This window comes from Brachybacterium sp. AOP3-A1-3, from assembly GCF_052378285.1.
GTDB lineage: Bacteria > Actinomycetota > Actinomycetes > Actinomycetales > Dermabacteraceae > Brachybacterium.
This window is the reverse complement of the sequence record NZ_JBQSXM010000003.1, coordinates 107,286-127,631: the sequence shown is the minus strand read 5'-3', so window position 1 is coordinate 127,631 and position 20,346 is coordinate 107,286. Positions and strand designations below refer to the sequence as shown.

The window sequence follows — 20,346 nt, the reverse complement described above, 5'->3', positions numbered from 1 at the left end:
CTGTAGGGGCTGGTGCACCGCCCGGAGGAGGTCCTGACCATCCTGTCGGCGGACCCTCTGCGCTTGCTACCCTGACGACGTGCCCGAGCCGACGTCGCGTCCCTGTTCGCGCGCGGGCCTGCGACAGGTCGCCGCGCGCGCCGCCGCTCTGTGCGCGGCCGGAGCGCTCACCGCATCCCTGATCCTGCCGGCCGCCGCTCTGGGCGAGGACGGCCCCTTCGATTTCCCGGCGGAGACGGACACCCTCGCCATGGTGCCCGGAGCCGTCACCCACATTCCGCTGGATGCTCTCATCGAGGACCAGCTCGAGACCGAGGTCGACCTCGACACCACTCTCCTCGCCATCCCCAAGGACCTCGACCCCGCTGTCCAGGGGCTGATGGAGGTCGCCGAGGACGGCCGCAGCGTCACCGTGGCCGGGGAGGGGACCTGGACCCTGCTCGGGGCGGATCTGGTGTTCACCCCGCTGGCCGGGGTCGACGGGCCCGTCGTCCCGATCTCGCTCACCATCGAGGGCCTCCATGACGTCCGATCCCGTCCGGCGGAGTTCACCCCGGAGATGGTCGAGCTCGAGGACATCGCGGTGCGCGGCTCGGCCGGCCAGAACACGGACATCCCGCTGGAGGGAGAGATTCCGAAGGGCGGGAAGGCACGCCTCGAGCTGGCAGGGCTCCCTCCGGGGTCGACGCTGGTCTCCGACGGGAGCCGTGCGACCGTTCCCGATCAGGGCACCTGGCAGCTCTCGGCCGATGGCGCCACGCTCACCCACTCCCCGGCCGGGCCGGGACTGGGACGCCAGGTCGATCCGATGCGGATCGTCGTCCAGGATGCGGAGGGGACCGTGCTGCGCGCGATCGAGGTCAGCCTCACCGTCCCGATCATCTCCGACCTGGACTGGTCCGCGCCCTATGGCGAGGACATCCTGTTCGTGGTGGGGGAGGGCCAGCAGTTCATCGACCCCAGCACCTTGGAACTGGTGCCCCTCGCCGGCGAGGAGGTCGCCCAGAGCACGGACGAGGGGACGACGGTGGTGGTCCCGGGGCAGGGGTCCTGGACGCTGGATCGTGACCGTGCCACGGTGCGCTTCTCCCCGGAGAGCGCCGAGGTGCATGGCGCCGCCCCGATGGGGATCTCCGGCGGCGACGGGAAGGGAGCGACCTCCGCCGTCGCACTGCTGAGCACCGCCTACCCGATGCTCATGGACCGGTCCGCGGCGGCCACACCCGGATCCGTGGTCCAGTTCGACCTGACCACCGGGGTCCGCGATGTCCGCTCGGAGTCGCTCCGCTTCGACCCCGACAAGCTCCCCACGGGGGCCAAGATCTCCGACGACGGCACGACGGTGACGGTCGGCGACGAGGGGACGTGGCACATCGACTTCGAGACGCGGGCGGTGACCATGACCCCCGAGGAGGGGTTCACGGGCCGTGCCGAACCGGTGGGCATCACCGCCCAGGGCGTCTTCGCCGACAATGACGTCCACGCGACCCTCACGGCCCGGTTCACGCCGGAGATCGCCACGATGCGCGACGACGAGGAGCGCACCGCGCCGGGAACACCGGTGACCGTGGATCTGCTCGGCAACGACACCGCCGGCAGCGCCTCGCAGGCTCTGCTCCCGCAGACGGTGCAGATCGCCTCGCTCTCGGCGACCAACCTCAGCGAGCTCGTGGACAGCAAGGGCAAGAAGCTGGTGATCCCCGGGGAGGGCACCTTCACCGTCCAGGCGAACGGTGCCGTGACCTTCATGCCCGAGGACGGGTTCTTCGGCCGCACCACCCCGATCACCTACGACGTGCTCGATGCTAGGGGGAACACCACCTCCGCGAGCTTCGTGGTGGAGGTGGACCCCACCCTCACCGGCACCAAGGAATCGGTGAACCAGGCCACCGGCATCAACGTCCTGCTCTCCGGCCTCATGCCCTCGGCCCCTGCCACCTCGCTGGTGTTCGGCACCATCGTGACGCTGCTGCTCTTCGGCGGCGGCGTCGCGCTCTGGATCGGCATGCGCATGGAGGTCGAGCGCCGCCGCTGGGAGGAGTGAGCCCCGCCGCGAGGAGGAATGAGCGCCACCGCTCGGAGGAGTGAGCCCCACTGATCGGAGGAGTGGGCGTCAGCGCTGGGAGGAATGAGCGGCGCGGGTCGGCGTGCGTCGGATCGATCAGCCCGTCGGGCATCCTTCAGGGATCTCGACCGGCTTCTCGAGAGCGGCGGTCGCGTCCTTCTGCTCGGCGAGGGTGGAGAACCCGTTGCCGAGCAGCAGATCGACGGTCTCGTCCTCCCGTTCGTCCAGCGTCAGCGTGGCGTCGGGAACCTGCGCCCGCACGGACTCGGCGGCGAGGTAGCCCTTCGGGCCGTAGACCACCGTGGCGGCACCGCTCGCCTTCTTCGTGTTCCCCGGGTCCCCGACCGCGAAGCCCCGCTCCGCGAGCTGCTCCGTGATGTCCCCGGCGAGACCACCGCGCCCGGTGCCGTTGAGCACCGTGACGGTCACCGACTTCGGCGGCAGCGGGACCGCGCCCGGCTCCGGGCAGGTGAGGCCCGTGGACTCCTCGGTGGCGGACGTCGGCCCGATCACCCCGGGTTCCTGGACGGGCTCGCGGAACTGACCGACGGCGTAGGTGCCGACGCCGATGAGCAGCAGGGCGAGCAGGGAGAAGATGCCCAGCTGCGTCGCGCGCAGCCGACGGGTCCGCCGGACGCGCTGCTCGCGTCGGCGGACGTCATCGGCCGAGCGCCCGTAGGGATGGGCATCGCGGTGGGAGGTGGACATGTCAGTCCAGCGGACGGTAGCGGATGCCGAACGCGTCGAGGCGCGGAAGGTGGGCCCGCAGGCGCTCCTCGAACTCGTCCCAGCTCTGCTCGGGGGAGCCCCAGGCGCGCTCGGCGAGGGCGCACATGCGCGGGAACGCCATGTACTGGACCTGCTCGGCGGTGGGCATGTATTCGGTCCACAGCTGCCCCTGGAGGCCGATCAGCAGCTTCTTCTGGTCCTCGTCGAGCTTCTGCGGGCTGTACGAGGCGGTGTAGACGTCCTTGACCGTGGTGAGGCCGCCGATGGCGAGGGGCTCGCCCTTCGGGCCGGCCTGGTAGTGGTCGAAGTAGGTGTGCTCGTTGTTGGCGATGATCGTCTGGAAGCCGCGACCGGTGGCGGACTTCAGTCCGTTGCCGTGGCGCCAGTTCATGATCACGGTGTCGTCGGGGAGGTGGCTCTCGAGCACCTCGTCCCAGGCGATGATCCGCTTGCCGGCCTCGGCGAGGACGTCGGCGGCGAACTGCGTGAAGCGCCCCTGGATCTCGGAGACCCGGGTCAGGCCCCACTCGTTCATCCGGGTGCGGGCGGCCGACGAGCGCTCCCACTCCACCCGCGGGCACTCGTCGCCGCCGATGTGGACGTAGGGGGCCGGGAAGATGTCCGCGACCTGCGTGAGCACGTCACGGAGGAAGTCGAAGGCCTCGTCGGAGACCCCGAGGACGTGGTCGGAGACGCCCCAGACCTCGCGCACCCCGACCTGCTGCTCGGGGAAGTTGCCGAGGGCCGGGTAGGCGGCGATCGCGGCCTGCATGTGCCCGGGCAGATCCACCTCCGGGATGATCATGATGCCGCGACGGCGCGCGTACTCGACGAGGCCGCGCAGCTCGTCCTGGGTGTAGAAGCCGCCGTGCGGGGTGCCGTCGAACTCCCAGGCAGATTCCTCGCCGCTCATATGGCCGATGAGCGTCTGCTTCCGCCAGGCACCGATCTCGGTGAGCTTCGGGTAGCCCTTGATCTCCACACGCCAGCCCTGGTCGTCGGTCAGGTGGAGGTGCAGGACGTTCAGCCGGTGCAGCGCCATCGCGTCGATCATCGTCTCGACGTCGGCCACGGCGAAGAAGTGCCGGGAGACGTCCAGATGCATGCCGCGCCAGGCGTTCTTCGGGTAGTCGCTGATGGTCACGCAGGGGATCGAGCCCTCGGAGCCGGTCACGATCTGGGCGAAGGTGTTGCGCCCGTCGGCCAGGGCCGCCTCGCTGCCGGCGGTGAGGTTCGCGCCGGTGGGGGAGATCGACAGCGCGTACTCGGTGCGGGGGAGATCCTCGGTGATCCCCACGGAGATCTCGTCCCACGGCGAACTGGTCTCCCAGGTCCCGTCCGACCAGATGACGGACTGCGGGTACGGGACGAGAGCGAGAGGGTCGGGCATCAACTTCTCCTGAACTGCGGATCGAGTGGTCGCTCCCAGTTTGCCATGAGACGCCCGTCACGGTGGACCGTGCCCGGCAGGAGTGTGCGGCGAAGACGCCTGATGGGGTCCCTGGCCCGGTCGCCCGGGGGGTCCGGACACACAGGGGCCCGGTCGGCAGTGGCGGGTTCTAGCGATCCTCGCAACACCCTGTCTTTCAGGGAGTTGCGAGGATCGTGTCGTTCAAGGCGATGAGAGAAGAGTTCTTCAAGGCGCTGGATCGTCTGGATGGCAGTGTCAGAGCTGCTGCGCGGGAGGTCGGTGCGAACGAAAATACAGCGGCTGGTTGGGCTCGCAGGGCGGGCATCCGCGGGCGCGGAACCAGCAGCACTGGCCCCCATCCCGGGCGCGGAGAGTACGAACGCCTGCGTGCTGGCGGAATGACGCGTCGGGACGCTGCCGCGCACGTCCGGATCAACGAGCGAACAGCTAGGGACTGGGACAAGGGCGTCAGAAAGACCCGAAACTCGAGGACCTACCCAGATGGTCGCCGAGTGGACTACAACAATGGGATGACCACACTTGTCGCAGCTCCCGCGCTGCCGGCGCTGGAAGCGGAGCTGCATCCACGCTTCCTCACGCTCACGGAGCGAGAGACCATCGCTGACCTGCACCGCGCTGGCGCGGGCTTGCGGACGATCGGTCGCGCTCTGAATAGGCCGGCCTCCACGATCAAACGCGAGATCGACGCTCGGTCTGAGGAGCAGAAGTATCAGCCTTACTCTGCTCAGCGTGCTTGGACAGCGTCGCGAGCCCGACCGAAGCCTTCCAAGCTCTCTGCGAACTCACGGTTGCGCGACTACGTGCAGGAGAAGCTCTCGGTGCGGTGGTCTCCGGAGCAGATCAGCCACACTTTGCTCAAGGAGTTCCCCGACGACGAGAGCATGCGCGTGAGTCCCGAGACGATCTACCAGGCCCTATACGTCTAAGCCCGCGGCGGGCTGAAACGGGAGCTCGCCGCCGCGCTGCGCACCGGTCGGACCCGCCGTAAGCCCCACAGACAGCCCGACCAGCGCACGCCCCGGTTCGTCGACGAGATGGTGATGATCTCCGAGAGACCATCCGAGGTCGAGGACCGGGCCGTGCCCGGGCACTGGGAAGGCGACCTGATCGTCGGACCAGGCAGTGCTTCCGCGATCGTGACGCTGGTCGAGCGAAGCACTCGCTACGTGTTGTTGGGACATCTCCCCGGCGGGCACACGGCAGAGGAAGTCCGGGACGTGCTCACCCCCCTGATCGGTGCCCTGCCCGATCACCTGCGGGGCTCGCTGACCTGGGACCAGGGATGTGAGATGGCTGCTCACAAGCAGTTCAGCATCGCCACTGACGTTCCGGTCTATTTCTGTGACCCCCACTCGCCATGGCAACGAGGCAGCAACGAGAACACTAACGGGCTGCTGCGCCAGTACTTCCCCAAGAGCACCGACCTGCGGCCCTACGGCCGTGAGGACCTCGAGCACGTCGCCCAGGAACTCAACGGCCGCCCACGCAAGACGCTCGACTGGGAAACCCCAGCCGAGCGTCTGCGTGATCTACTGACAGTCACTTAACCATCAGGTGTTGCGAGGACCCCTAGAAACCGCCCAGTGCCGACCGGGCCCCTTCACGTCGCCCTGCTCCTTCCCGTTGACGCTGTCGCGTCGAGCAGGCCGTCGTGGTCCTGGACGTCAGTCCGTGCAGCTGGTCCGAGGATCAGCGGTAGGTGACGAAGACATGCGGTGCGTTCCAGATGGTGCGCTCGACGACCCGCTGCTGCGAACCGGAAGCGTCGATGATCCGCCCGTTGCCCGCATAGATGCCCATGTGACCGTAGTTGTTGCCGGTGAAGGCCACGAGGTCACCGGGCTGCGCCTGGGACTGCGAGATGATCCTGCCGCCGAAGGTGTATCCCTTGGCGGTCTTGCGGGGCATCGAGTTGCCGGCCTGGTTGTACGCGTAGTACACCAGCCCGGAGCAGTCGAGGCCGGTCGCGGCCGACGAGCCGCCCCACTGGTAGCGGACCCCGATCTGGCTGCGGGCCGCATAGACGATGGCCTGCCCGTTGACCGACGTCCCGGAGCTCGGTCCCTGACCGCCGTTCTGGCCGGAACTGCCCTGGGAGATGCTCACGGAGCTGTAGGCCGCGTTCCAGGTCGCAGGGCCGACGACGGTGTCCACACGGATACCGGCGGCGGACTGCAGCGAGCGCACCGCGGAGGCGGTCGCCGGACCGAAGGAGCCATCGACCGAGATCGAGGCGCCGCGGGCGTTGAGCTGCGACTGGAGGGTCTTCACGGCGCCGCCGCGGCTTCCCTGACGCAGCTTCGGCTGCGACGTCGACGAGGAGTCCGAGGACGAGGAGCCGCCGCTGAGCGAGTTCCAGGTCTTGGGTCCGACGACGCCGTCGACGTTGATGCGGGCCGAGGACTGCTGAGCCTTGACGGCGCGCAGGGTGGCGGAGCCGAAGGATCCGTCGACCCGGATCGAGGCGCCATGGGAGTTCAGCTGGCGCTGCAGGTGCATCACGGCGTCACCGCGAGCTCCCAGGCGCAGCTTGACGCTCGTGTAGTTGGACTGGGTGGGGGCGGCCGGCGCGATGGCCGGTGCCGCGGCGCGCACGGTGCCCTGGGGCGCCGCGGGGGCGGCGGGCTCTGCGGTCGCGGTGCCCGTGATGGCGGCTGTGGCCGAGACGGCGCCGATAACGGCGACACCTCCCACGCCTCGACCGACCGGAGCGGCGAGGCCCCGGTAGTCGATCACGGCACGGCCGGCTGCCCGGTGCGTACCTCGAGTGACAGTGCGGAACATCTGGAGCGATCACTTTCTCCGGCGCCTCGTGGAATTCTCGCGCGATACGCGCGGGAGAAACCTGCGCCCGTCACCCCGGGGAAGCGAGGAAGGGACCGGGCCGGTGACGGGAAGGCGGCGACTCGGTCGGTGCCCAGCTCAAGGCAGCACCACAGGTCACTGTATGTGCAGGTAGTTTCCAGGCCACAGGTGGCTTGACTCAGGAAGTCCGAGGTCTTTGCCAAGATTTTACAAAAAATCAAGAACTCTCGACGTGTTGTCCCCACAATTCGGACATCGCTATGATAGTTACACGGTTGTTATTCAGGGGTGCTGTTTCGAGAATCCAGGATGCCCTGATGGCGGTTGTCGGGGATCAGTCGGCCCGCATGTGGCGGCAGCGACGGTCGCGACGAAAGTAACGGCTGCGACGGTCGCGACGAAAGTAATGGCAGCGAATGCAGCGACTGCAGCGACGCCAGTGACGACAGCGACGACGGTGGCGACCTCGACTGCCGTGCCGATCGTGACCGCACTGCCGGCGATATGACTCAGGGCCGCGATGCTGGCAACAGCATCGCGGCCCTGAGAACCGGTCGGGGTGACAGGATTTGAACCTGCGACCTCCTCGTCCCGAACGAGGCGCGCTACCAAGCTGCGCCACACCCCGGTGGTGCTCTGCCGAAGCGGTGCACCGAAGAGAAACTTTAGCAGGGGTTCTGCGGTGTCAGGAACCCGCGCTCGCCTCGCGAGCACGCAACGTGAGCAAGGTCGCCTCCGGAGGCGTGAACAGCCGGTAGTTCGAATACGGGCTGGCGCCCATGCCGGCGCTCACATGGAGCGGCACGTCGTGCCAGGTGGACAGGCCGCGCGCCTGCTGCCGGGGCAGGTCGCAGTTGGTCACGAGTGCGCCGATCCCCGGCAGTCGGAGCTGGCCACCATGGGTGTGGCCTGCCAGGAGCAGATCGGAGCCGTCGGCCACCAGCGCATCCAGCACTCGGCGGTAGGGCGCATGCGCGACACCGAGGCGCAGGACATGGCCATGATCCGGAGCGGCGGGGGGAGGGTCCGCCGGAGCCGGCATCTCGTCACGCTCCAGGTGCGGATCGTCGACGCCGGCCAGGCGCACCTCGAGTCCACCGAGCTCGATCACGGCGCGGGCGTTGGTGAGATCCTTCCACCCGTGTGCGGTCAGCCGACGCGTCAGCTCCTCGGTGGGGAGCGTGAAGTCCCTCGGCGTGGTCATGCCGTCCGGGCGCGGATCGGGGAGGAGATAGCGAGCCGGATTCTTGGGGGCGGGCTCGAACATGTCGTTGGAGCCCATCACGAAGGCCCCCGGGCGCTGCAACAGCGGGTCCAGAGCCTCTGCGAGCACGGGGATCGCTGCCGCCGAGGCGATGTTGTCCCCGGTGTCGATGACCAGGTGCGGGTTGAGCGCCGAGAGGTACTCCAGGAAGGCGATCTTGCGCTCCTGGTCCGGCACCAGGTGGATGTCGCTGATGTGCAGCACACGGAGGGTCCGGGTGCCCGGCGGGAGGATCCGCAGGGTGAGCTCGCGCAGCGTGTACCGGTGGATCTCGACGTGGCGTGCCCAGAGGTGCGCCGCTGCGCCGACTCCGAGCCCCGCGAGACCTACCGAACCTGCGGCCGTGAGGAGCGGCCGCATCTCAGCCCTTTCCGGTGGACTGACGGATGACCACGGTCTCACCCTCGGGCAGCGAGCTGCCGGCGGCCGGATCCGTGCCGATCACGTACCACTTGCCGACCGAGTCGGAGGACTCGTTGCGCACCTCCGGGACGTAGCCGGCGGCTTCGATCGCGGACTTGGCCTCGGAGAGGTACTTGCCGGAGACGTTGGGCACCTTGCCCTTCTCCACCGCTCCGTTCGCTTCGGTCTTGGTGGATGCCGGCGCGGCGGGGAACGGCTTGCTCGGCAGGCCCTCGTGCACCTTCGTCATGTACTCCTGCCAGGTGGGCAGGGAGACGGTGTTACCCCAGACATGACCGCTGGTGAGCATGGTGCCGTCGATGGCGAAGCCGCCGGGACGCTTGTCGCCCTGGGGGTGGCCGAACCACACGGCGGTCGACATCTGACGGGTGAAGCCGACGTACCACGTGTGGTACTGCTTGTTCGAGGTGCCCGTCTTGCCGCCCGCGGGGTGGCCCTCGATGATCTTCCCCTTGCCGGTGGCCTTGGGGTCCTCGAGGTCCTGCTCGAGGGTCCAGGCGATGGTGTCCGCGACCTTCTTGTCGACGACCTGATGGCACTCGGCGCCGGAGATCCCCATCGCCTCGCCGTTGCGGTCCGTCACCTCGGTGATGGACTGCGGCTTGCAATAGGTGCCGCCGGCGGCCCAGGTCGCGTAGGCGCCCGCCATGTCGAGGGCGGAGACCTGGAGCTGGCCGAGGACCACTGCGGAGGGGGCCAGGGTCTGGCCGTACATGTCGGCGATGTCCATGTCCCAGGTGGTGCTGTCGTACGGGTTGTACTTGCCCGGGATGACGCCGATGTCGCGCGCCCCGTCGGCGATGTCGCACAGATCGATCTGGCGGGCCATGTTCGCGTAGGCGGTGTTGATGGAGAACTTGGTGCCGTTCAGGACGGTCTCCATCGGGGCGATGCTCACGGAGACGGCGTTGTCGGGGTTGTATCCCGGCCGCTCCCGCCAGGCTCCGCCGCCCAGGCAGTGCGCCGGGAAGCTCGGCATGGTCTCCCGCTTGGTGCTGACCTTGTCGTCGATGCCGCGCCCGCTCTTGAGCCATTCCTGGAGCACGAAGGGCTTGAACGTCGATCCGACGGGGAACCCGTTCGACCCGCCGAGGGCCTGCGGCACGTTGTAGTTGATCGCGGTCTCACCGGGCTTGGCGTCCTGGTAGGGGTTGAACTCGCGGTTCTCCGCCATGGTGAGGATCTTGCCGGTGCCCGGCTCGACGGTGACGATCGAGAGCCCGAACCCGTTGGAGGAGTCGCCCGGAACCTTGCGCTGGAGGATGTCCGTGGCCGTGGCCTGCTTCTTCGGATCCAGGGTGGTCTTGATCGTGAGCCCGCCGCCGTAGAGCAGCTTGCGACGCTCCTCGTAGCTCGGGGCGAACTCGGGATCGTTCAGCAGCGAACGGGTGACGTAGTCGCAGAAGAAGCCGCCGTCGCCGGCGTCGGCGCAACCGGCCCGCAGGTTCTGGATCTTGAGCATGTCCTCGACCGGCTGGGCGGTGTACTTGTCGAACTCCTCGTCGGTGACGTACCCCTCGCGCTTCATATCGGCGAGCACCTCGTTGCGGCGCTTCTCGCCGGCTTCCGGGTGGCTGACGGGGTCGTACTGGTTCGGGCCGTTGGTGATGCCGGCCAGGAGCGCCGCCTCACCGGGGTTGAGGTCCTTCGCGTTCTTCGAGAAGTAGTGCCGCGCACCGGTCTCCACGCCGTACTGCGAGGGGCCGAACTGGGCGACGTTGAGGTAGGCGTTGAGGATCTCGTCCTTGCTCCACCGCTTCTCCAGCGAGATCGCGAGCTTCGCCTCTTTCGCCTTGCGGCTGTACGTCTGCGCCGTGGCCTCGTCGATCCCCTCCTGGTCACCCTTCTGGACGGCATCCATGAGCAGGGCGTTCTTCACGTACTGCTGGGTGAGCGTCGAGCCGCCCTGGGTGGCGCTGCCGCTCGCGTTCGAGGCGAAGGCGCGGATCATGCCCTTGGCGTCCACGCCGCCGTGCTCGTAGAAGCGGCGGTCCTCGACCGCGATCACCGCGTGCTGCATGTACGGGGAGATCTCCTCGAGCGGCACCATGATGCGGTTCTCGGTGTAGAACGTCGCCAGCAGCGAGCCGTCCGAAGCCTCGATGCGGCTCGCCTCGTTCAACGGCTCGACCTCGAGCTCCGTCGGATACGACTCGAACAGAGCGACGCCGTCCTCGGCGACCTTCGAGGAGGCGGAGACCGCCGGCAGGAAGAACGCGGCCAGGAGCACCCCGGCCAGAGCGGAGACGGCGAGCATCCCCAGCAGCAGGTAGAGGGTCTGTGCCAGAGCGACGGGGAGGGAGCGTCCGGAACCGGAGCTGGACGGAGTACGGGCCATGCTCCAACAGTACGGCGAGGACACCCGCAGGGCCACGAGGCATGCCCGTGGGCGAGAAATCTTCACCAACCTGATGCAGGTCCGAGATGTGCGAGGAAGGCGAGATCGCGCGGCAGCGGTGCCGTGGGACGGCCGGCCGTGACGCGCCGGTCCAATCCACGAGAACGTCCCGCTGGCGGGACGAATCAGCGGACTCGGTGACCGAGGGCGACCGAGGGTGACCGAGGGTGACCGAGGGCGGCCCGCGAGCTGGGCGTCGGGGGCGGGTGCTGCGAGACGAGGGCGAGGGCGAAAGCGAGGGCGAGGAACTGGTCAGCTGGCGCGACACGCCGATCCATTCCACGAGAACGTCCCGCTGGCGGGACGAATCGATGGATTCGGTGGCCGAAGGCGGGCTGGGGGTCGGCGCAGGGGCCGACTCGGGGTCCGACTCGGAAGCTGACAGAGCAGCCGACCCAGGCGCTGGCGGAGGAGCCGATGAGGGGTCGGGAGTCAGGGCGCGATTATCACGCGGAGGTCACGTGATGGCCTCAAATTTTGCACTGTGGCGTGCGTCTCCATACAGTGGTCGAAGAAAACGGGTCAACGAGGATTCCGAAAGAGGTTGCACATGACGATCGGGGCCATTCCCATCACTGAGGATTCGAGCTGGGCGACACGCGGAGCGTGCGTGACCATGGATCCGGACGGCTTCTTCGTACAGGGCGCGGAGCAACATGCAGTGAAGACGGCGTGCGGAGCATGCCCGGTGAGGACAGAATGCCTCGCCGATGCCTTGGACAACCGCGTGGACTTCGGGGTGTGGGGCGGGATGACGGAGCGAGAGCGCCGTCGGCTGCTGCGCCGGAACCCGGATGTCAGCGACTGGTCCTCCGTGCTGCGCCGCGCGACGCAGGAGGCCGTGGGCAGTTGAAGGGTCCCGGGCGTTCGGGAGCACGTCGGGCGGCCGACGACCCGCCGGGTGTCTGACGGTTCCGGACGGGGCCTGCGGCTGTGGACGGGGCCTGCGGCTGTGGACGGGGCCTGCGGCTGTGGACGGGGCCTGCGGCTCGGGACGCGGCCGACGGTTCTGGACGGGGCGTGCGCCCCGGCCGCTCCACCGTCGGCTCCGGCCGGTAGGCTCGCCCCATGAGCACCATCACCCGCTGGGAGTACCTGACCGTTCCGCTGCTGATCCACGCGACCAAGCAGATCCTCGACAACTACGGCGAGGAGGGGTGGGAGCTGGTCCAGGTCGTCCCCGGACCCAATCCCGAGAATCTCGTCGCCTATCTCAAGCGTCCTCTCTCCGAGGGCTGAACCGATGAGCACCCCAGCACAGGGGCCCGGGACCCGGGTCCGAGCACGGCTCGACGAGCTGGGCCTGAGCCTGCCCGCCGTCGCGGCTCCCGTCGCCGCCTACGTCCCGGCCGTCGCGAGCGGGAACCAGGTCCACACCTCCGGGCAGCTGCCCTTCGTCGACGGCGCACTCCCCGCGACCGGCAAGGTCGGGGCGGAGGTCTCCGCCGAGCGGGCCGCCGAGCTCGCCGCGGTCTGCTGCCTCAACGCTCTCGCCGCGATCGAGGACCTCATCGGTGATCTCGACCGCGTGGTGCGGATCGTGAAGCTCACCGGCTATGTCTCCTCCGATCCGTCGTTCACGGCGCAGCCTGCGGTGATCAACGGTGCCAGCGAGCTGCTCGGCGAGGTCTTCGCGGACGCCGGTCGCCACGCGCGCAGCGCCGTCGGCGTGGCCGTGCTTCCGTTGGATTCGCCCGTCGAGCTGGATCTGCTGGTGGAGCTGGACGGTCCTGCCGCGCCCGACTCCGCCTCCGCGGTCTGAGAGCGCGGTGGGCGACATGTCCGATGACCTGCCGCAGCGGGATCCGGAGGGCGGTGCCGTCGAGCTGATCGCGATCCGGGCCGAGAACCCCGGCCCGATGACGCTCACCGGGACCGTCAGCTACCTCCTGCGCGACCAGGACCAGGTCTGGGTGGTCGATCCTGGTCCCAAGGACCCGGAGCACCTCGCGGACCTGCTGGTGGCCTGCGGGGAGCAGGCACGACCGATGGGGGTCCTGGTGACCCATCGTCACCTCGACCACACCGCCGGCGCCGCGACGCTGGCTCGTCAGCTGGCGGCGCGCAGCGGGCGCGATGTGCCCCTGTGGGCCGCGGACCAGACCTCGCTGCCCGGGTCCCGCCCCCTGCCATCCACCCTCGAGGGCGACCAGGGGACCGTCGGGCACGTCATCCACCTCCCCGGCCACACGGACGACTCCGTCGCCGTGCTCGTCGATGGCGGGCGCCTGCTCAGCGGTGACACGCTGCTGGGGGGCTCCTCGACCGTGATCGTGCCGGACGACGGGGGGAACCTGGCCGAGTACCTGCAGTCGCTCTCGATCCTGCGGGTGATGGCGCTCGACGGGAGGATCGGCTCGATCCACCCCGGACACGGTCCGGCCTACGAGGACCCGCTCGCCGCGCTCGAGGCGATCGAGACCGCGCTCGCGCACCGTCATGAACGGATCGACCAGGTGCGTCGTGCTCGCACCGCAGGAGTTCTCACGCTGGAGCGCCTGCTGCGCTCGGTCTACGGGCCGGATCTCCCCGAACCCCTGCAGAAGGCGGCCCGCTGGAACCTCCGGGCGACGCTCGAGTACCTCGCCGAGGTGGGCTGAGCCGGGACCACCGACGCGGAGACCGCGCGAGGCTTCTCCTGGCATGCGGCTTGGCCCCCACGGCGGCGCACCCAGGCGGGCGGCGACAGTGCCCCGGGAACGTCGAATCCCCCGTTTCGTCACCTCCACGGTGCGGAACGGGGGATTCGACGTGCGTGTCGGGGCATGAGCGCCCGATGGGTGCCGGGCCTCGACAGTTTCGGGCCTCGACAGTTTCGGGACTCGACAGTTTCGGGACTCGACAGTGTCGGGACTCGACAGTCCCGAGACTCGGCAGTGCCGGGCCCCGGCAGCCCTGGGAAGGCCGCAGCCCGGCATCGAGGATCAGCGGGCGCGGCGGCGCAGTCGCTCGACGTCGGAGATGAGGACGGCGCGGGCCTCGAGGCGGATCCAGCCGCGCGAGGCGAAGTCCGCGAGGGCCTTGTTGACCGTCTCGCGGGAGGCGCCGACGAGCTGTGCGAGCTCCTCCTGGGTGAGGCCGTGGGCGACCATCACACCGTCGTCGGTCTGGCGACCGAAGCGCTGCGCGAGATCGAGGACGTTCTTGGCCACGCGGCCGGGGACGTCGGCGAAGACGAGGTCGGCGAGCGATTCATTCGTCTTGCGCAGGCGCCGCGCGAGCGAGGCGAGCAGGTGGCGGCCGACCTCGGGACGCTGGGCCAGGACCCGGTACAGATCCTGCTGCGACAGCGAGTAGAGCGTCGACTCGGCGACCACGGTCGCGGTCGCGTTGCGGGGGGCGGGATCGAAGAGCGACAGCTCACCGAGAGTCTCGCCCGGGCCGAGGACCGCGAGCAGGTTCTCGCGGCCGTCGCCGGAGGCGTGACCGACCTTGACCTTGCCCGAGCCGATGATGAAGAGCCGATCGCCGGGATCGCCCTCACGGAAGATGATCGCGCTGCGGTGATAGTCCTCCTGCTTCATCGACGCCAGGACGGCCTGCTTGCCGTCCTCGTCGAGTGCAGCGAACAGTGGCGATGACCGTACGATGTTCTCGTCCACGGAACCTCCTGATGGTGGGGCCCCGACTGCCGGGACCGTACTGTGCTTCCCTGTGACCGATGCCACGAACTTCGGTGGTGGCTGTCACATGATGACCAAACACTATCGCGCCGAAGCCCCTGTTATGTGTCACACGCTGGATGAGGAGCATTTCGCATGGTGCAGAGCAGCGCTCGACAGGGCGTCGCGAACCGCCCGGTCGGACCGGCCGACGCCGGCATCGTCGCTTCGCGGCTGCGCGATCTCCATCTCGACGCACGCACCGAGCTCGACCATTCCGACGCCTTCGAACTGCTGGTCGCGACGGTGCTGTCCGCCCAGACGACCGATGTGCGCGTCAACCAGGTGACCCCCGCCCTCTTCGCCTCCTGGCCCGATCCGGAGGCGCTCGCCGGAGCGGCGGAGGCCGACGTGACGGAGATCGTGCGGACGCTGGGCATGGGCGGCACCCGGGCGCGTCGGATCATCGGCCTCGCACAGGGCCTGGTCACCGCGCACGACGGCGAGGTGCCCGATTCCCAGGCCGCCCTCGAAGCGCTGCCCGGGGTGGGCCGCAAGACCGCGCATGTGCTGCGCGGCGCGTGGTTCGGGCACTCCCTGCTCGCCGTCGATACGCATGTGGGGCGGCCGTCGCGCCGGCTGGGCTGGACCGAGCAGACGGACCCGCGGAAGATCGAGGACGACGTCGTCGCCCAGGTCGCGGCCGATGGCACCGGGAGCCCCGACGAGGACCTCACGATCCTCGGCCTGCGGCTCATCCTGCACGGACGGCGCGTCTGCACGGCTCGGGCACCGCACTGCGGGAGCTGCGTGCTCGTGGACGTGTGCCCGCAGGTCGGCCTGGCCCGGCAGGAGGGTGTCGCATGACCGTGCCGTTCGCCGGAACTGGAGAGTCCGTCGACCTGCCGGACTTCCTCCTCCCGCTCGCCGCTCGGGCTCGTCGCGGCGAGGTGCTCGTGCGGCGCGACGCCGACCCTCGGGATCCGCCGACCGACGGCGTGCCGGTGCGTCGCAGCGCCGTGCTGATCCTCATCGCCGGCACCGGACTGGAGGACGCGCACGTGGCGCTCGAGGAGCGGGGTCATGTCCTGCGCTCCCAGCCCGGCCAGTTCTCCCTCCCCGGAGGCGGCGCCGATCCCGGCGACCTGGACGACGTGCACACGGCCCTGCGCGAGGCGCAGGAGGAGACGGGGCTGGCCCCTCGGGACGTCGAGGTGCTCGGCGCGTTCGCCCCGATCCCGATGCCGTGGCGCGCTCAGCGGGTCACGCCCGTCCTGGGTTGGTCCCCGACGCTCCCCGAGCTCGGGGTGCAGGACCCGGTCGAGGTCGAGCGCGTGGTGTGGGCGCCCCTGACGGGGGCAGGGTCTCTCGCCGACCCTGCCCACAGGTGGCGCGGACTGCTGCACGGCCAGGGCGTCGGCCCCGTGTTCGATCTGCCCGGGGACGCCTTCGTGTGGGGGTTCACCGCGACGATCCTCGAGCAGATGCTGGTGGGTCTCGGCCTGGACCCGGTGCCGCCGGATTCCGCGACCCGCGACATCCCGCCCGAGCGGCGGCGCTGAACGCGCACTCGCGATAGACGGGTCGCGGGGTCGATGGGTCGAGTGGTTGAGGGCCGAGCGCTCACCAGGAGGCCCCGCCCGTGGCCACGGTCACGTGCCCGGGAAACGTGCTCGCCCCGGGCCGAGCTGCGCACGCTAGACTGGATCGTTGCCGGACGGTCTCCGGCACGCCCGGGGAACGGACGGATTCCGTCGGATCCCCATCGGGTCCGTGATCGCCCGGGCACCTGAACCAGCAGACCGACATCAGCAGACAAGGAATGGGATCCACGTGCCACGCGGCAAGGTGAAGTTCTACGACGCCGAGAAGGGTTTCGGCTTCATCCTCGATGACGAGGATGGTCAGAGCGTGTACGTGCACGCCTCGAACCTGCCCGAGGGAGCCACCGCGCTCCGTCCCGGAGCCAGGGTCGAGTTCGATATGGTCGACGGCCGCCGTGGCCCGCAGGTGCTCTCGCTGCAGCTGATGGAGCCCGCTCCCTCGGTCAGCCGTGCGCGCCGGCTCAAGCCCGACGAGATGGCGGGGATGGTCGAGGACCTCATCCGTCTGCTGGACGATGCATCCAACGGCCTCCGTCAGGGCCGCTACCCCGATCGCGGGCATTCGCAGAAGATCTCCACCGTGCTCCGCGCCGTCGCCGATAATTTCGAGGCCTGAACCTATGACCCAGCCGACCACCGCCCCCCGTCGCCCCCGCACCGTCCGGCCCCGGCTGGACGCGGTGGCGGCTGACGCCGTCGAGCTCGCCCGCGAGGCGCTGCTCGAGGTCACCGAGCCCGGCCAGGTCGGCGAGCACCTGCGTGCCGAGGCCAGCGGGGACCGCATCGTCACGCATGTCTTCGAGTGCACGATGCCCGGATATCGCGGATGGTCCTGGGTCGTGGTGGTCACCCGTGCAGCACGGGCCAAGGCCGCCACGGTGGCGGAGACCGCGCTGCTCCCGGGCGAGGACGCCATCCTGGCTCCCGAGTGGGAGCCCTGGTCGGAGCGTCTGAAGCCCGAGGACATCGGCACCGACGACCTGCTGCCGTACCGCGACGAGGACCCCCGGCTCGAGCAGGGCTACGAGGCCACCGGCGATGACGACGCCGACAACGTCGCACTGTGGGAGCTCGGTCTGGGCCGCCCGCGCGTGCTGTCCCCGCAGGGACGCGCCGAAGCTGCTGAGCGGTGGATCGAGGGCGACTTCGGCCCGCGGGAGACCTCGGGCCGCGGCCGTCGCGGAACGATCTCGGCGAACTGCTCCAGCTGCGGGTTCCTCTCGAAGCTCTCCGGTTCGCTGCGCGGCGAGTTCGGCGTGTGCACCAACGAGTGGTCCCCGGCCGACGGCAAGGTCGTGCACCTGGGCTTCGGCTGCGGGTCGCACTCCGAGACCGGCCAGGAGGACGCCGATCGCGAGATCCCGCGTGCCAGCGGCGTCGTGGTCGATGAGCTCGACGTCGAGCTCCAGACGAGCTCCTCCGACGAAGCACCGGAGACGACCTCGGATGCGGCGCCGGACGCAGCGTCCGTGGATGCTGCCGAGAAGCCTGTCGACGCTGTCGTGACCGTCGGGCCCGCGACGGGTGAGGCCACGCCGGAGGTCCCTGCGACCGACGTGCCTGCGACCGACGTACCTGCGACGGACGCTCCGGCGAGCGTCGCCCCCGTGGCCGACGTGCCGGCTGCAGAGGTGCCCGAGGCGGATTCCGCCGAGGACGTGCAGGCCGCGGCGCCCGAGGTCCAGCAGACCGCGGCGGACGCTCCCTCCGTGGACGTCGCTCCGGTGGCAGAAGACGTCCCGGCGGCGGACGCTGCTCCCGCTGCCCCCGAGGACGACGACGCGGCTCCGACCGGAGCCTGACCCACCCCTCGACGCCTCTGTGCGCTGTGCTTCCGCGACGGGAAGCACAGCGCACAGTGGCGTGTCTGGGACATGTCGACGTCCGGAGCGGGATCAGGGCCTGGTTCGGGTTCACGGTCTGGGACGCGGTCAGGACCAAGGCTGCTTCAAGACCAGTGATGCTTCAGGGCCTGGGGATGCGTCCAGAGCCTGGGGCGGTGGCGGCACCGCGGTCGTGCGGGATGAGCTCGAGACGAGCTCGAGGTGAGCTCAGGGAGGAGCAGTCCTCAGCGCTGTGAGACCGCCAGGCGGGCGAGCAGCGCCTCGATCGCGAGCAGAGGGGGAACATTCCCGCTGATGCGCGCCCTGGCCTCCTGCACGGCCTCGAGCAGCCCGAGCGTGGTCTTCGCCGAGCCAGCGCCCGCGGACCGCTCGATCTCGTCGGCGACCTCGATGTTCACCAGCTCGCTGCCGCTGCCGAGCTGACGGCTGAGCACGTCGCGCAGCACCGAATGGACATCGAGCAGGTAGCGGTCCAGCACGTCGCGCACGAGGCGGGTCTGGCGACGTTTGGCGTCCTCCTCGAGCTGGCGCACCTGAGAGCGCAGCGAGGGCGGGACCTTGCCGTCGTCGATGCCGGCGGAGCGCAGGAAACGCTCCTTCTCCTCGATGGCGACCGTGTCGGCATGGGCCTTGGCCTCCGCCGTGGCACGGTCCACGAGCGCCTGGGCCGCGAGCACGGCCTCACCCGCCCCGCGCAGCCCCAGCAGCGCTCGCGCGGACTCCTCACGCGCGGCGAGCGCACCCTCCTGGGTGGCGTAGCGCAGCGCGAGGCCGATGTGCCCCTGGGCGGCGCGCGCCGACCGCATCGCGAGGTTCTCGTCCACCCCGTCCCGCCGCCGCAGCAGCTCGGCGACCACGTCGGAGGGCGGCACGGAGAGGGCCACCAGGCGGCACCGGGACTTGATGGTGGGCGCGAGATCCTCGGCCGACGGGGCGCAGAGCATCCACACGGTCGACGGGGGAGGCTCCTCGATGGACTTCAGCAGCACGTTGAAGGTGCCCGCGCTCATGCGGTCGGCGTCCTCGACGATCAGCACCCGGTAGCGTCCCGTCGCCGGGGCGCGCTGGGCGGTCATCACCAGCCCGCGCACCTCCTCCTTCGCGATGGAGAGCTTGTCGGTCGCGACCACCGTGACGTCCGGGTGGGTGTTCGCCAGCACCGTGCGGCAGCTGCGGCACTGCCCGCAGCCGGTGCCCGTCTCGCACTGCAGGGTCGCCGCGAAGGCGCGCGCCGCCGTGGACCGGCCGGAGCCCGGCGGTCCCGTGATCAGCCAGGCCTGCGCGAGGGAGCCCTGCGGGGAGGCCGCGCGCCGGAACTGGGCGACCGCGGCGTCCTGGCCGACCACGTCGGCCCACACCCCGGGCGCGGATCCCTCAGGAGCCGCTGGGCCGCCCGCACCGGGGGCGAGCGTCGTCGCAGTGTTCCCGGCCGTCCCGGCCGTCCCGGTCGTGCTGGGGTCGGTCACATCTCGTCCCGGTGCTTCGTGGGCGGTGCCGGCTCGAACGTCGGGTCGAAGATGCCCAGCACCTCGTTGACGGCCTCGAGCACCTGGGCGTGGACCTCTTCGCGCGCAAGGGTGCCGTCGATGACGGCGAAGCGCTCGGGATCAGCGGCGGCGAGATCCAGGAACTCCTGGCGCACGGTGGTATGGAAGTCCTGGCCCGCCTTCTCTAGACGGTCGTGGTTGGCGGACAGCCGGCGCTCGTCGAGGGCATCGGTGGGAACGTCCAGCAGGATCGTGCGGTGGGGCAGGAGCCCGTCGGCCGCCCACAGGGAAAGGGAACCGATCTCGTCGGGCTCGAGCGAACGACCCGCGCCCTGATAGGCGATCGACGAATCGAGATAGCGGTCGCCGAGCACCAGGCCGCCGCGCGCCAGATGGGGGCGCACGAGGGTGGCGATGTGGTGCGCACGGTCGGCGGCGTACAGGAGCGCTTCGGCGCGGGGGTCGACGTGCTCGCCGTGCAGCAGGAGCTCGCGAATGCTCTCGCCGAGCGTGGTGCCGCCGGGCTCGCGGGTGGTGAGGATGAGGTCCTCGGCGACGGAGCGCTGGGTGACCAGGTGGTCCCACAGCATCTGCATCTGCGTGGTCTTGCCGGCGGCCTCACCGCCCTCGAAGGAGATGAACACCCCCCGCTTGGGCGGATGCGGCGAGGGGATGCGCAGGCCACGGGACATC

Annotated in this window: 17 protein-coding genes, 1 tRNA gene and 1 pseudogene; 10 read left to right on the top strand and 9 right to left on the bottom strand. The window is 69.7% G+C overall.

Going from position 1 to position 20,346, the window contains the following annotated elements; genetic code table 11:
- Nucleotides 1–79 precede the first annotated feature (79 nt).
- Nucleotides 80–2,044 carry an Ig-like domain-containing protein gene (locus ACT3T5_RS05915; protein WP_444593843.1) on the top strand — a complete coding sequence of 655 codons (1,965 nt, stop codon included), beginning with the start codon at nucleotides 80–82 and terminating at the stop codon, nucleotides 2,042–2,044.
- Between the two features lie 117 nt (nucleotides 2,045–2,161).
- On the opposite strand, the gene ACT3T5_RS05910 is transcribed toward ACT3T5_RS05915, so the two are convergent.
- On the bottom strand, nucleotides 2,162–2,773 hold the full coding sequence (locus tag ACT3T5_RS05910; protein ID WP_444593842.1) for a LytR C-terminal domain-containing protein: 612 nt from the start codon (nucleotides 2,771–2,773) through the stop codon (nucleotides 2,162–2,164).
- Between the two features lies 1 nt (nucleotide 2,774).
- Entirely contained in the window at nucleotides 2,775–4,184 is a 1,410-nt protein-coding gene (locus ACT3T5_RS05905; protein WP_444593841.1) for a beta-N-acetylhexosaminidase, read from the bottom strand.
- Nucleotides 4,185–4,603: 419 nt separating this feature from the next.
- Here ACT3T5_RS05905 and ACT3T5_RS05900 point away from each other — a divergent pair.
- Nucleotides 4,604–5,773: pseudogene (locus ACT3T5_RS05900) on the top strand (IS30 family transposase).
- A 142-nt stretch (nucleotides 5,774–5,915) separates the two neighbouring features.
- On the opposite strand, the gene ACT3T5_RS05895 reads toward ACT3T5_RS05900, so the two are convergent.
- The 4 genes from ACT3T5_RS05895 to ACT3T5_RS05880 all read right to left on the bottom strand — a co-directional run bounded on the left by ACT3T5_RS05895 (nucleotide 5,916) and on the right by ACT3T5_RS05880 (nucleotide 11,056).
- Nucleotides 5,916–7,010, bottom strand: a complete 1,095-nt coding sequence (locus tag ACT3T5_RS05895; RefSeq protein ID WP_444593840.1) for a C40 family peptidase — start codon at nucleotides 7,008–7,010, stop codon at nucleotides 5,916–5,918.
- A gap of 575 nt (nucleotides 7,011–7,585) precedes the next feature.
- Nucleotides 7,586–7,659: transfer RNA gene (locus tag ACT3T5_RS05890), tRNA-Pro, on the bottom strand.
- Nucleotides 7,660–7,716: 57 nt separating this feature from the next.
- Nucleotides 7,717–8,655, bottom strand: a complete 939-nt coding sequence (locus tag ACT3T5_RS05885; RefSeq protein WP_444593839.1) for a metallophosphoesterase — start codon at nucleotides 8,653–8,655, stop codon at nucleotides 7,717–7,719.
- 1 nt (nucleotide 8,656) lies between these two features.
- Nucleotides 8,657–11,056 (bottom strand): penicillin-binding protein, encoded by a 2,400-nt coding sequence (locus tag ACT3T5_RS05880; protein ID WP_444578187.1) that lies wholly within the window; start codon nucleotides 11,054–11,056, stop codon nucleotides 8,657–8,659.
- 610 nt (nucleotides 11,057–11,666) lie between these two features.
- On the opposite strand from ACT3T5_RS05880, the gene ACT3T5_RS05875 reads away from it, so the two are divergent.
- The 4 genes from ACT3T5_RS05875 (at nucleotide 11,667) to ACT3T5_RS05860 (ending at nucleotide 13,716) form a co-directional block, all read left to right on the top strand.
- Entirely contained in the window at nucleotides 11,667–11,969 is a 303-nt protein-coding gene (locus ACT3T5_RS05875) for a WhiB family transcriptional regulator (RefSeq protein WP_193118240.1), read from the top strand.
- A 215-nt stretch (nucleotides 11,970–12,184) separates the two neighbouring features.
- Nucleotides 12,185–12,355 (top strand): DUF4177 domain-containing protein, encoded by a 171-nt coding sequence (locus ACT3T5_RS05870; RefSeq protein ID WP_444578188.1) that lies wholly within the window; start codon nucleotides 12,185–12,187, stop codon nucleotides 12,353–12,355.
- Nucleotides 12,356–12,359: 4 nt separating this feature from the next.
- Nucleotides 12,360–12,878: a RidA family protein gene (locus ACT3T5_RS05865; protein WP_444593838.1), complete on the top strand. Its 519-nt coding sequence runs from the start codon at nucleotides 12,360–12,362 to the stop codon at nucleotides 12,876–12,878.
- A 16-nt stretch (nucleotides 12,879–12,894) separates the two neighbouring features.
- Nucleotides 12,895–13,716, top strand: coding sequence for an MBL fold metallo-hydrolase (locus ACT3T5_RS05860; protein ID WP_444593837.1), 822 nt, complete (start codon nucleotides 12,895–12,897; stop codon nucleotides 13,714–13,716).
- A 324-nt stretch (nucleotides 13,717–14,040) separates the two neighbouring features.
- On the opposite strand, the gene ACT3T5_RS05855 is transcribed toward ACT3T5_RS05860, so the two are convergent.
- A complete protein-coding gene (locus ACT3T5_RS05855; RefSeq protein WP_076808401.1) occupies nucleotides 14,041–14,718 on the bottom strand; it encodes a Crp/Fnr family transcriptional regulator in 678 nt (225 codons plus the stop codon).
- A gap of 156 nt (nucleotides 14,719–14,874) precedes the next feature.
- On the opposite strand from ACT3T5_RS05855, the gene ACT3T5_RS05850 reads away from it, so the two are divergent.
- The 4 genes from ACT3T5_RS05850 (at nucleotide 14,875) to ACT3T5_RS05835 (ending at nucleotide 18,124) form a co-directional block, all read left to right on the top strand.
- Nucleotides 14,875–15,585 (top strand): endonuclease III domain-containing protein, encoded by a 711-nt coding sequence (locus ACT3T5_RS05850; RefSeq protein ID WP_444593836.1) that lies wholly within the window; start codon nucleotides 14,875–14,877, stop codon nucleotides 15,583–15,585.
- On the top strand, nucleotides 15,582–16,280 hold the full coding sequence (locus ACT3T5_RS05845) for an NUDIX hydrolase (protein ID WP_444593835.1): 699 nt from the start codon (nucleotides 15,582–15,584) through the stop codon (nucleotides 16,278–16,280). The genes ACT3T5_RS05850 and ACT3T5_RS05845 overlap by 4 nt, the downstream gene beginning before the upstream one ends.
- A 271-nt stretch (nucleotides 16,281–16,551) precedes the next feature.
- Complete coding sequence (locus ACT3T5_RS05840; RefSeq protein ID WP_193118235.1) at nucleotides 16,552–16,938, top strand: cold-shock protein; 387 nt, start codon at nucleotides 16,552–16,554, stop codon at nucleotides 16,936–16,938.
- Between the two features lie 4 nt (nucleotides 16,939–16,942).
- The gene (locus tag ACT3T5_RS05835; RefSeq protein WP_444593834.1) at nucleotides 16,943–18,124 is read left to right on the top strand and encodes a DUF3027 domain-containing protein; all 1,182 of its coding nucleotides are present in this window, start codon (nucleotides 16,943–16,945) and stop codon (nucleotides 18,122–18,124) included.
- Nucleotides 18,125–18,390: 266 nt separating this feature from the next.
- Here ACT3T5_RS05835 and ACT3T5_RS05830 read toward each other — a convergent pair whose 3' ends face one another.
- Nucleotides 18,391–19,632: a DNA polymerase III subunit delta' gene (locus tag ACT3T5_RS05830; RefSeq protein ID WP_444593833.1), complete on the bottom strand. Its 1,242-nt coding sequence runs from the start codon at nucleotides 19,630–19,632 to the stop codon at nucleotides 18,391–18,393.
- Nucleotides 19,629–20,345: a dTMP kinase gene (gene tmk, locus ACT3T5_RS05825; RefSeq protein WP_444594014.1), complete on the bottom strand. Its 717-nt coding sequence runs from the start codon at nucleotides 20,343–20,345 to the stop codon at nucleotides 19,629–19,631. The genes ACT3T5_RS05830 and tmk overlap by 4 nt, the downstream gene beginning before the upstream one ends.
- Nucleotide 20,346 lies beyond the last annotated feature (1 nt).

Excerpts from the sequence above, each read along its gene's own strand:
- ACT3T5_RS05835 (WP_444593834.1), top strand. The coding sequence starts at position 16,943 with ATGACCCAGCCGACCACCGCCCCCCGTCGCCCCCGCACCGTCCGGCCC.
- ACT3T5_RS05885 (WP_444593839.1), bottom strand. The coding sequence starts at position 8,655 with ATGCGGCCGCTCCTCACGGCCGCAGGTTCGGTAGGTCTCGCGGGGCTC.
- ACT3T5_RS05865 (WP_444593838.1), top strand. The coding sequence starts at position 12,360 with ATGAGCACCCCAGCACAGGGGCCCGGGACCCGGGTCCGAGCACGGCTC.
- tmk (WP_444594014.1), bottom strand. The coding sequence starts at position 20,345 with ATGTCCCGTGGCCTGCGCATCCCCTCGCCGCATCCGCCCAAGCGGGGG.
- ACT3T5_RS05875 (WP_193118240.1), top strand. The coding sequence starts at position 11,667 with ATGACGATCGGGGCCATTCCCATCACTGAGGATTCGAGCTGGGCGACA.
- ACT3T5_RS05905 (WP_444593841.1), bottom strand. The coding sequence starts at position 4,184 with ATGCCCGACCCTCTCGCTCTCGTCCCGTACCCGCAGTCCGTCATCTGG.
- ACT3T5_RS05895 (WP_444593840.1), bottom strand. The coding sequence starts at position 7,010 with ATGTTCCGCACTGTCACTCGAGGTACGCACCGGGCAGCCGGCCGTGCC.
- ACT3T5_RS05860 (WP_444593837.1), top strand. The coding sequence starts at position 12,895 with ATGTCCGATGACCTGCCGCAGCGGGATCCGGAGGGCGGTGCCGTCGAG.
- ACT3T5_RS05870 (WP_444578188.1), top strand. The coding sequence starts at position 12,185 with ATGAGCACCATCACCCGCTGGGAGTACCTGACCGTTCCGCTGCTGATC.
- ACT3T5_RS05910 (WP_444593842.1), bottom strand. The coding sequence starts at position 2,773 with ATGTCCACCTCCCACCGCGATGCCCATCCCTACGGGCGCTCGGCCGAT.
- ACT3T5_RS05845 (WP_444593835.1), top strand. The coding sequence starts at position 15,582 with ATGACCGTGCCGTTCGCCGGAACTGGAGAGTCCGTCGACCTGCCGGAC.
- ACT3T5_RS05850 (WP_444593836.1), top strand. The coding sequence starts at position 14,875 with ATGGTGCAGAGCAGCGCTCGACAGGGCGTCGCGAACCGCCCGGTCGGA.
- ACT3T5_RS05880 (WP_444578187.1), bottom strand. The coding sequence starts at position 11,056 with ATGGCCCGTACTCCGTCCAGCTCCGGTTCCGGACGCTCCCTCCCCGTC.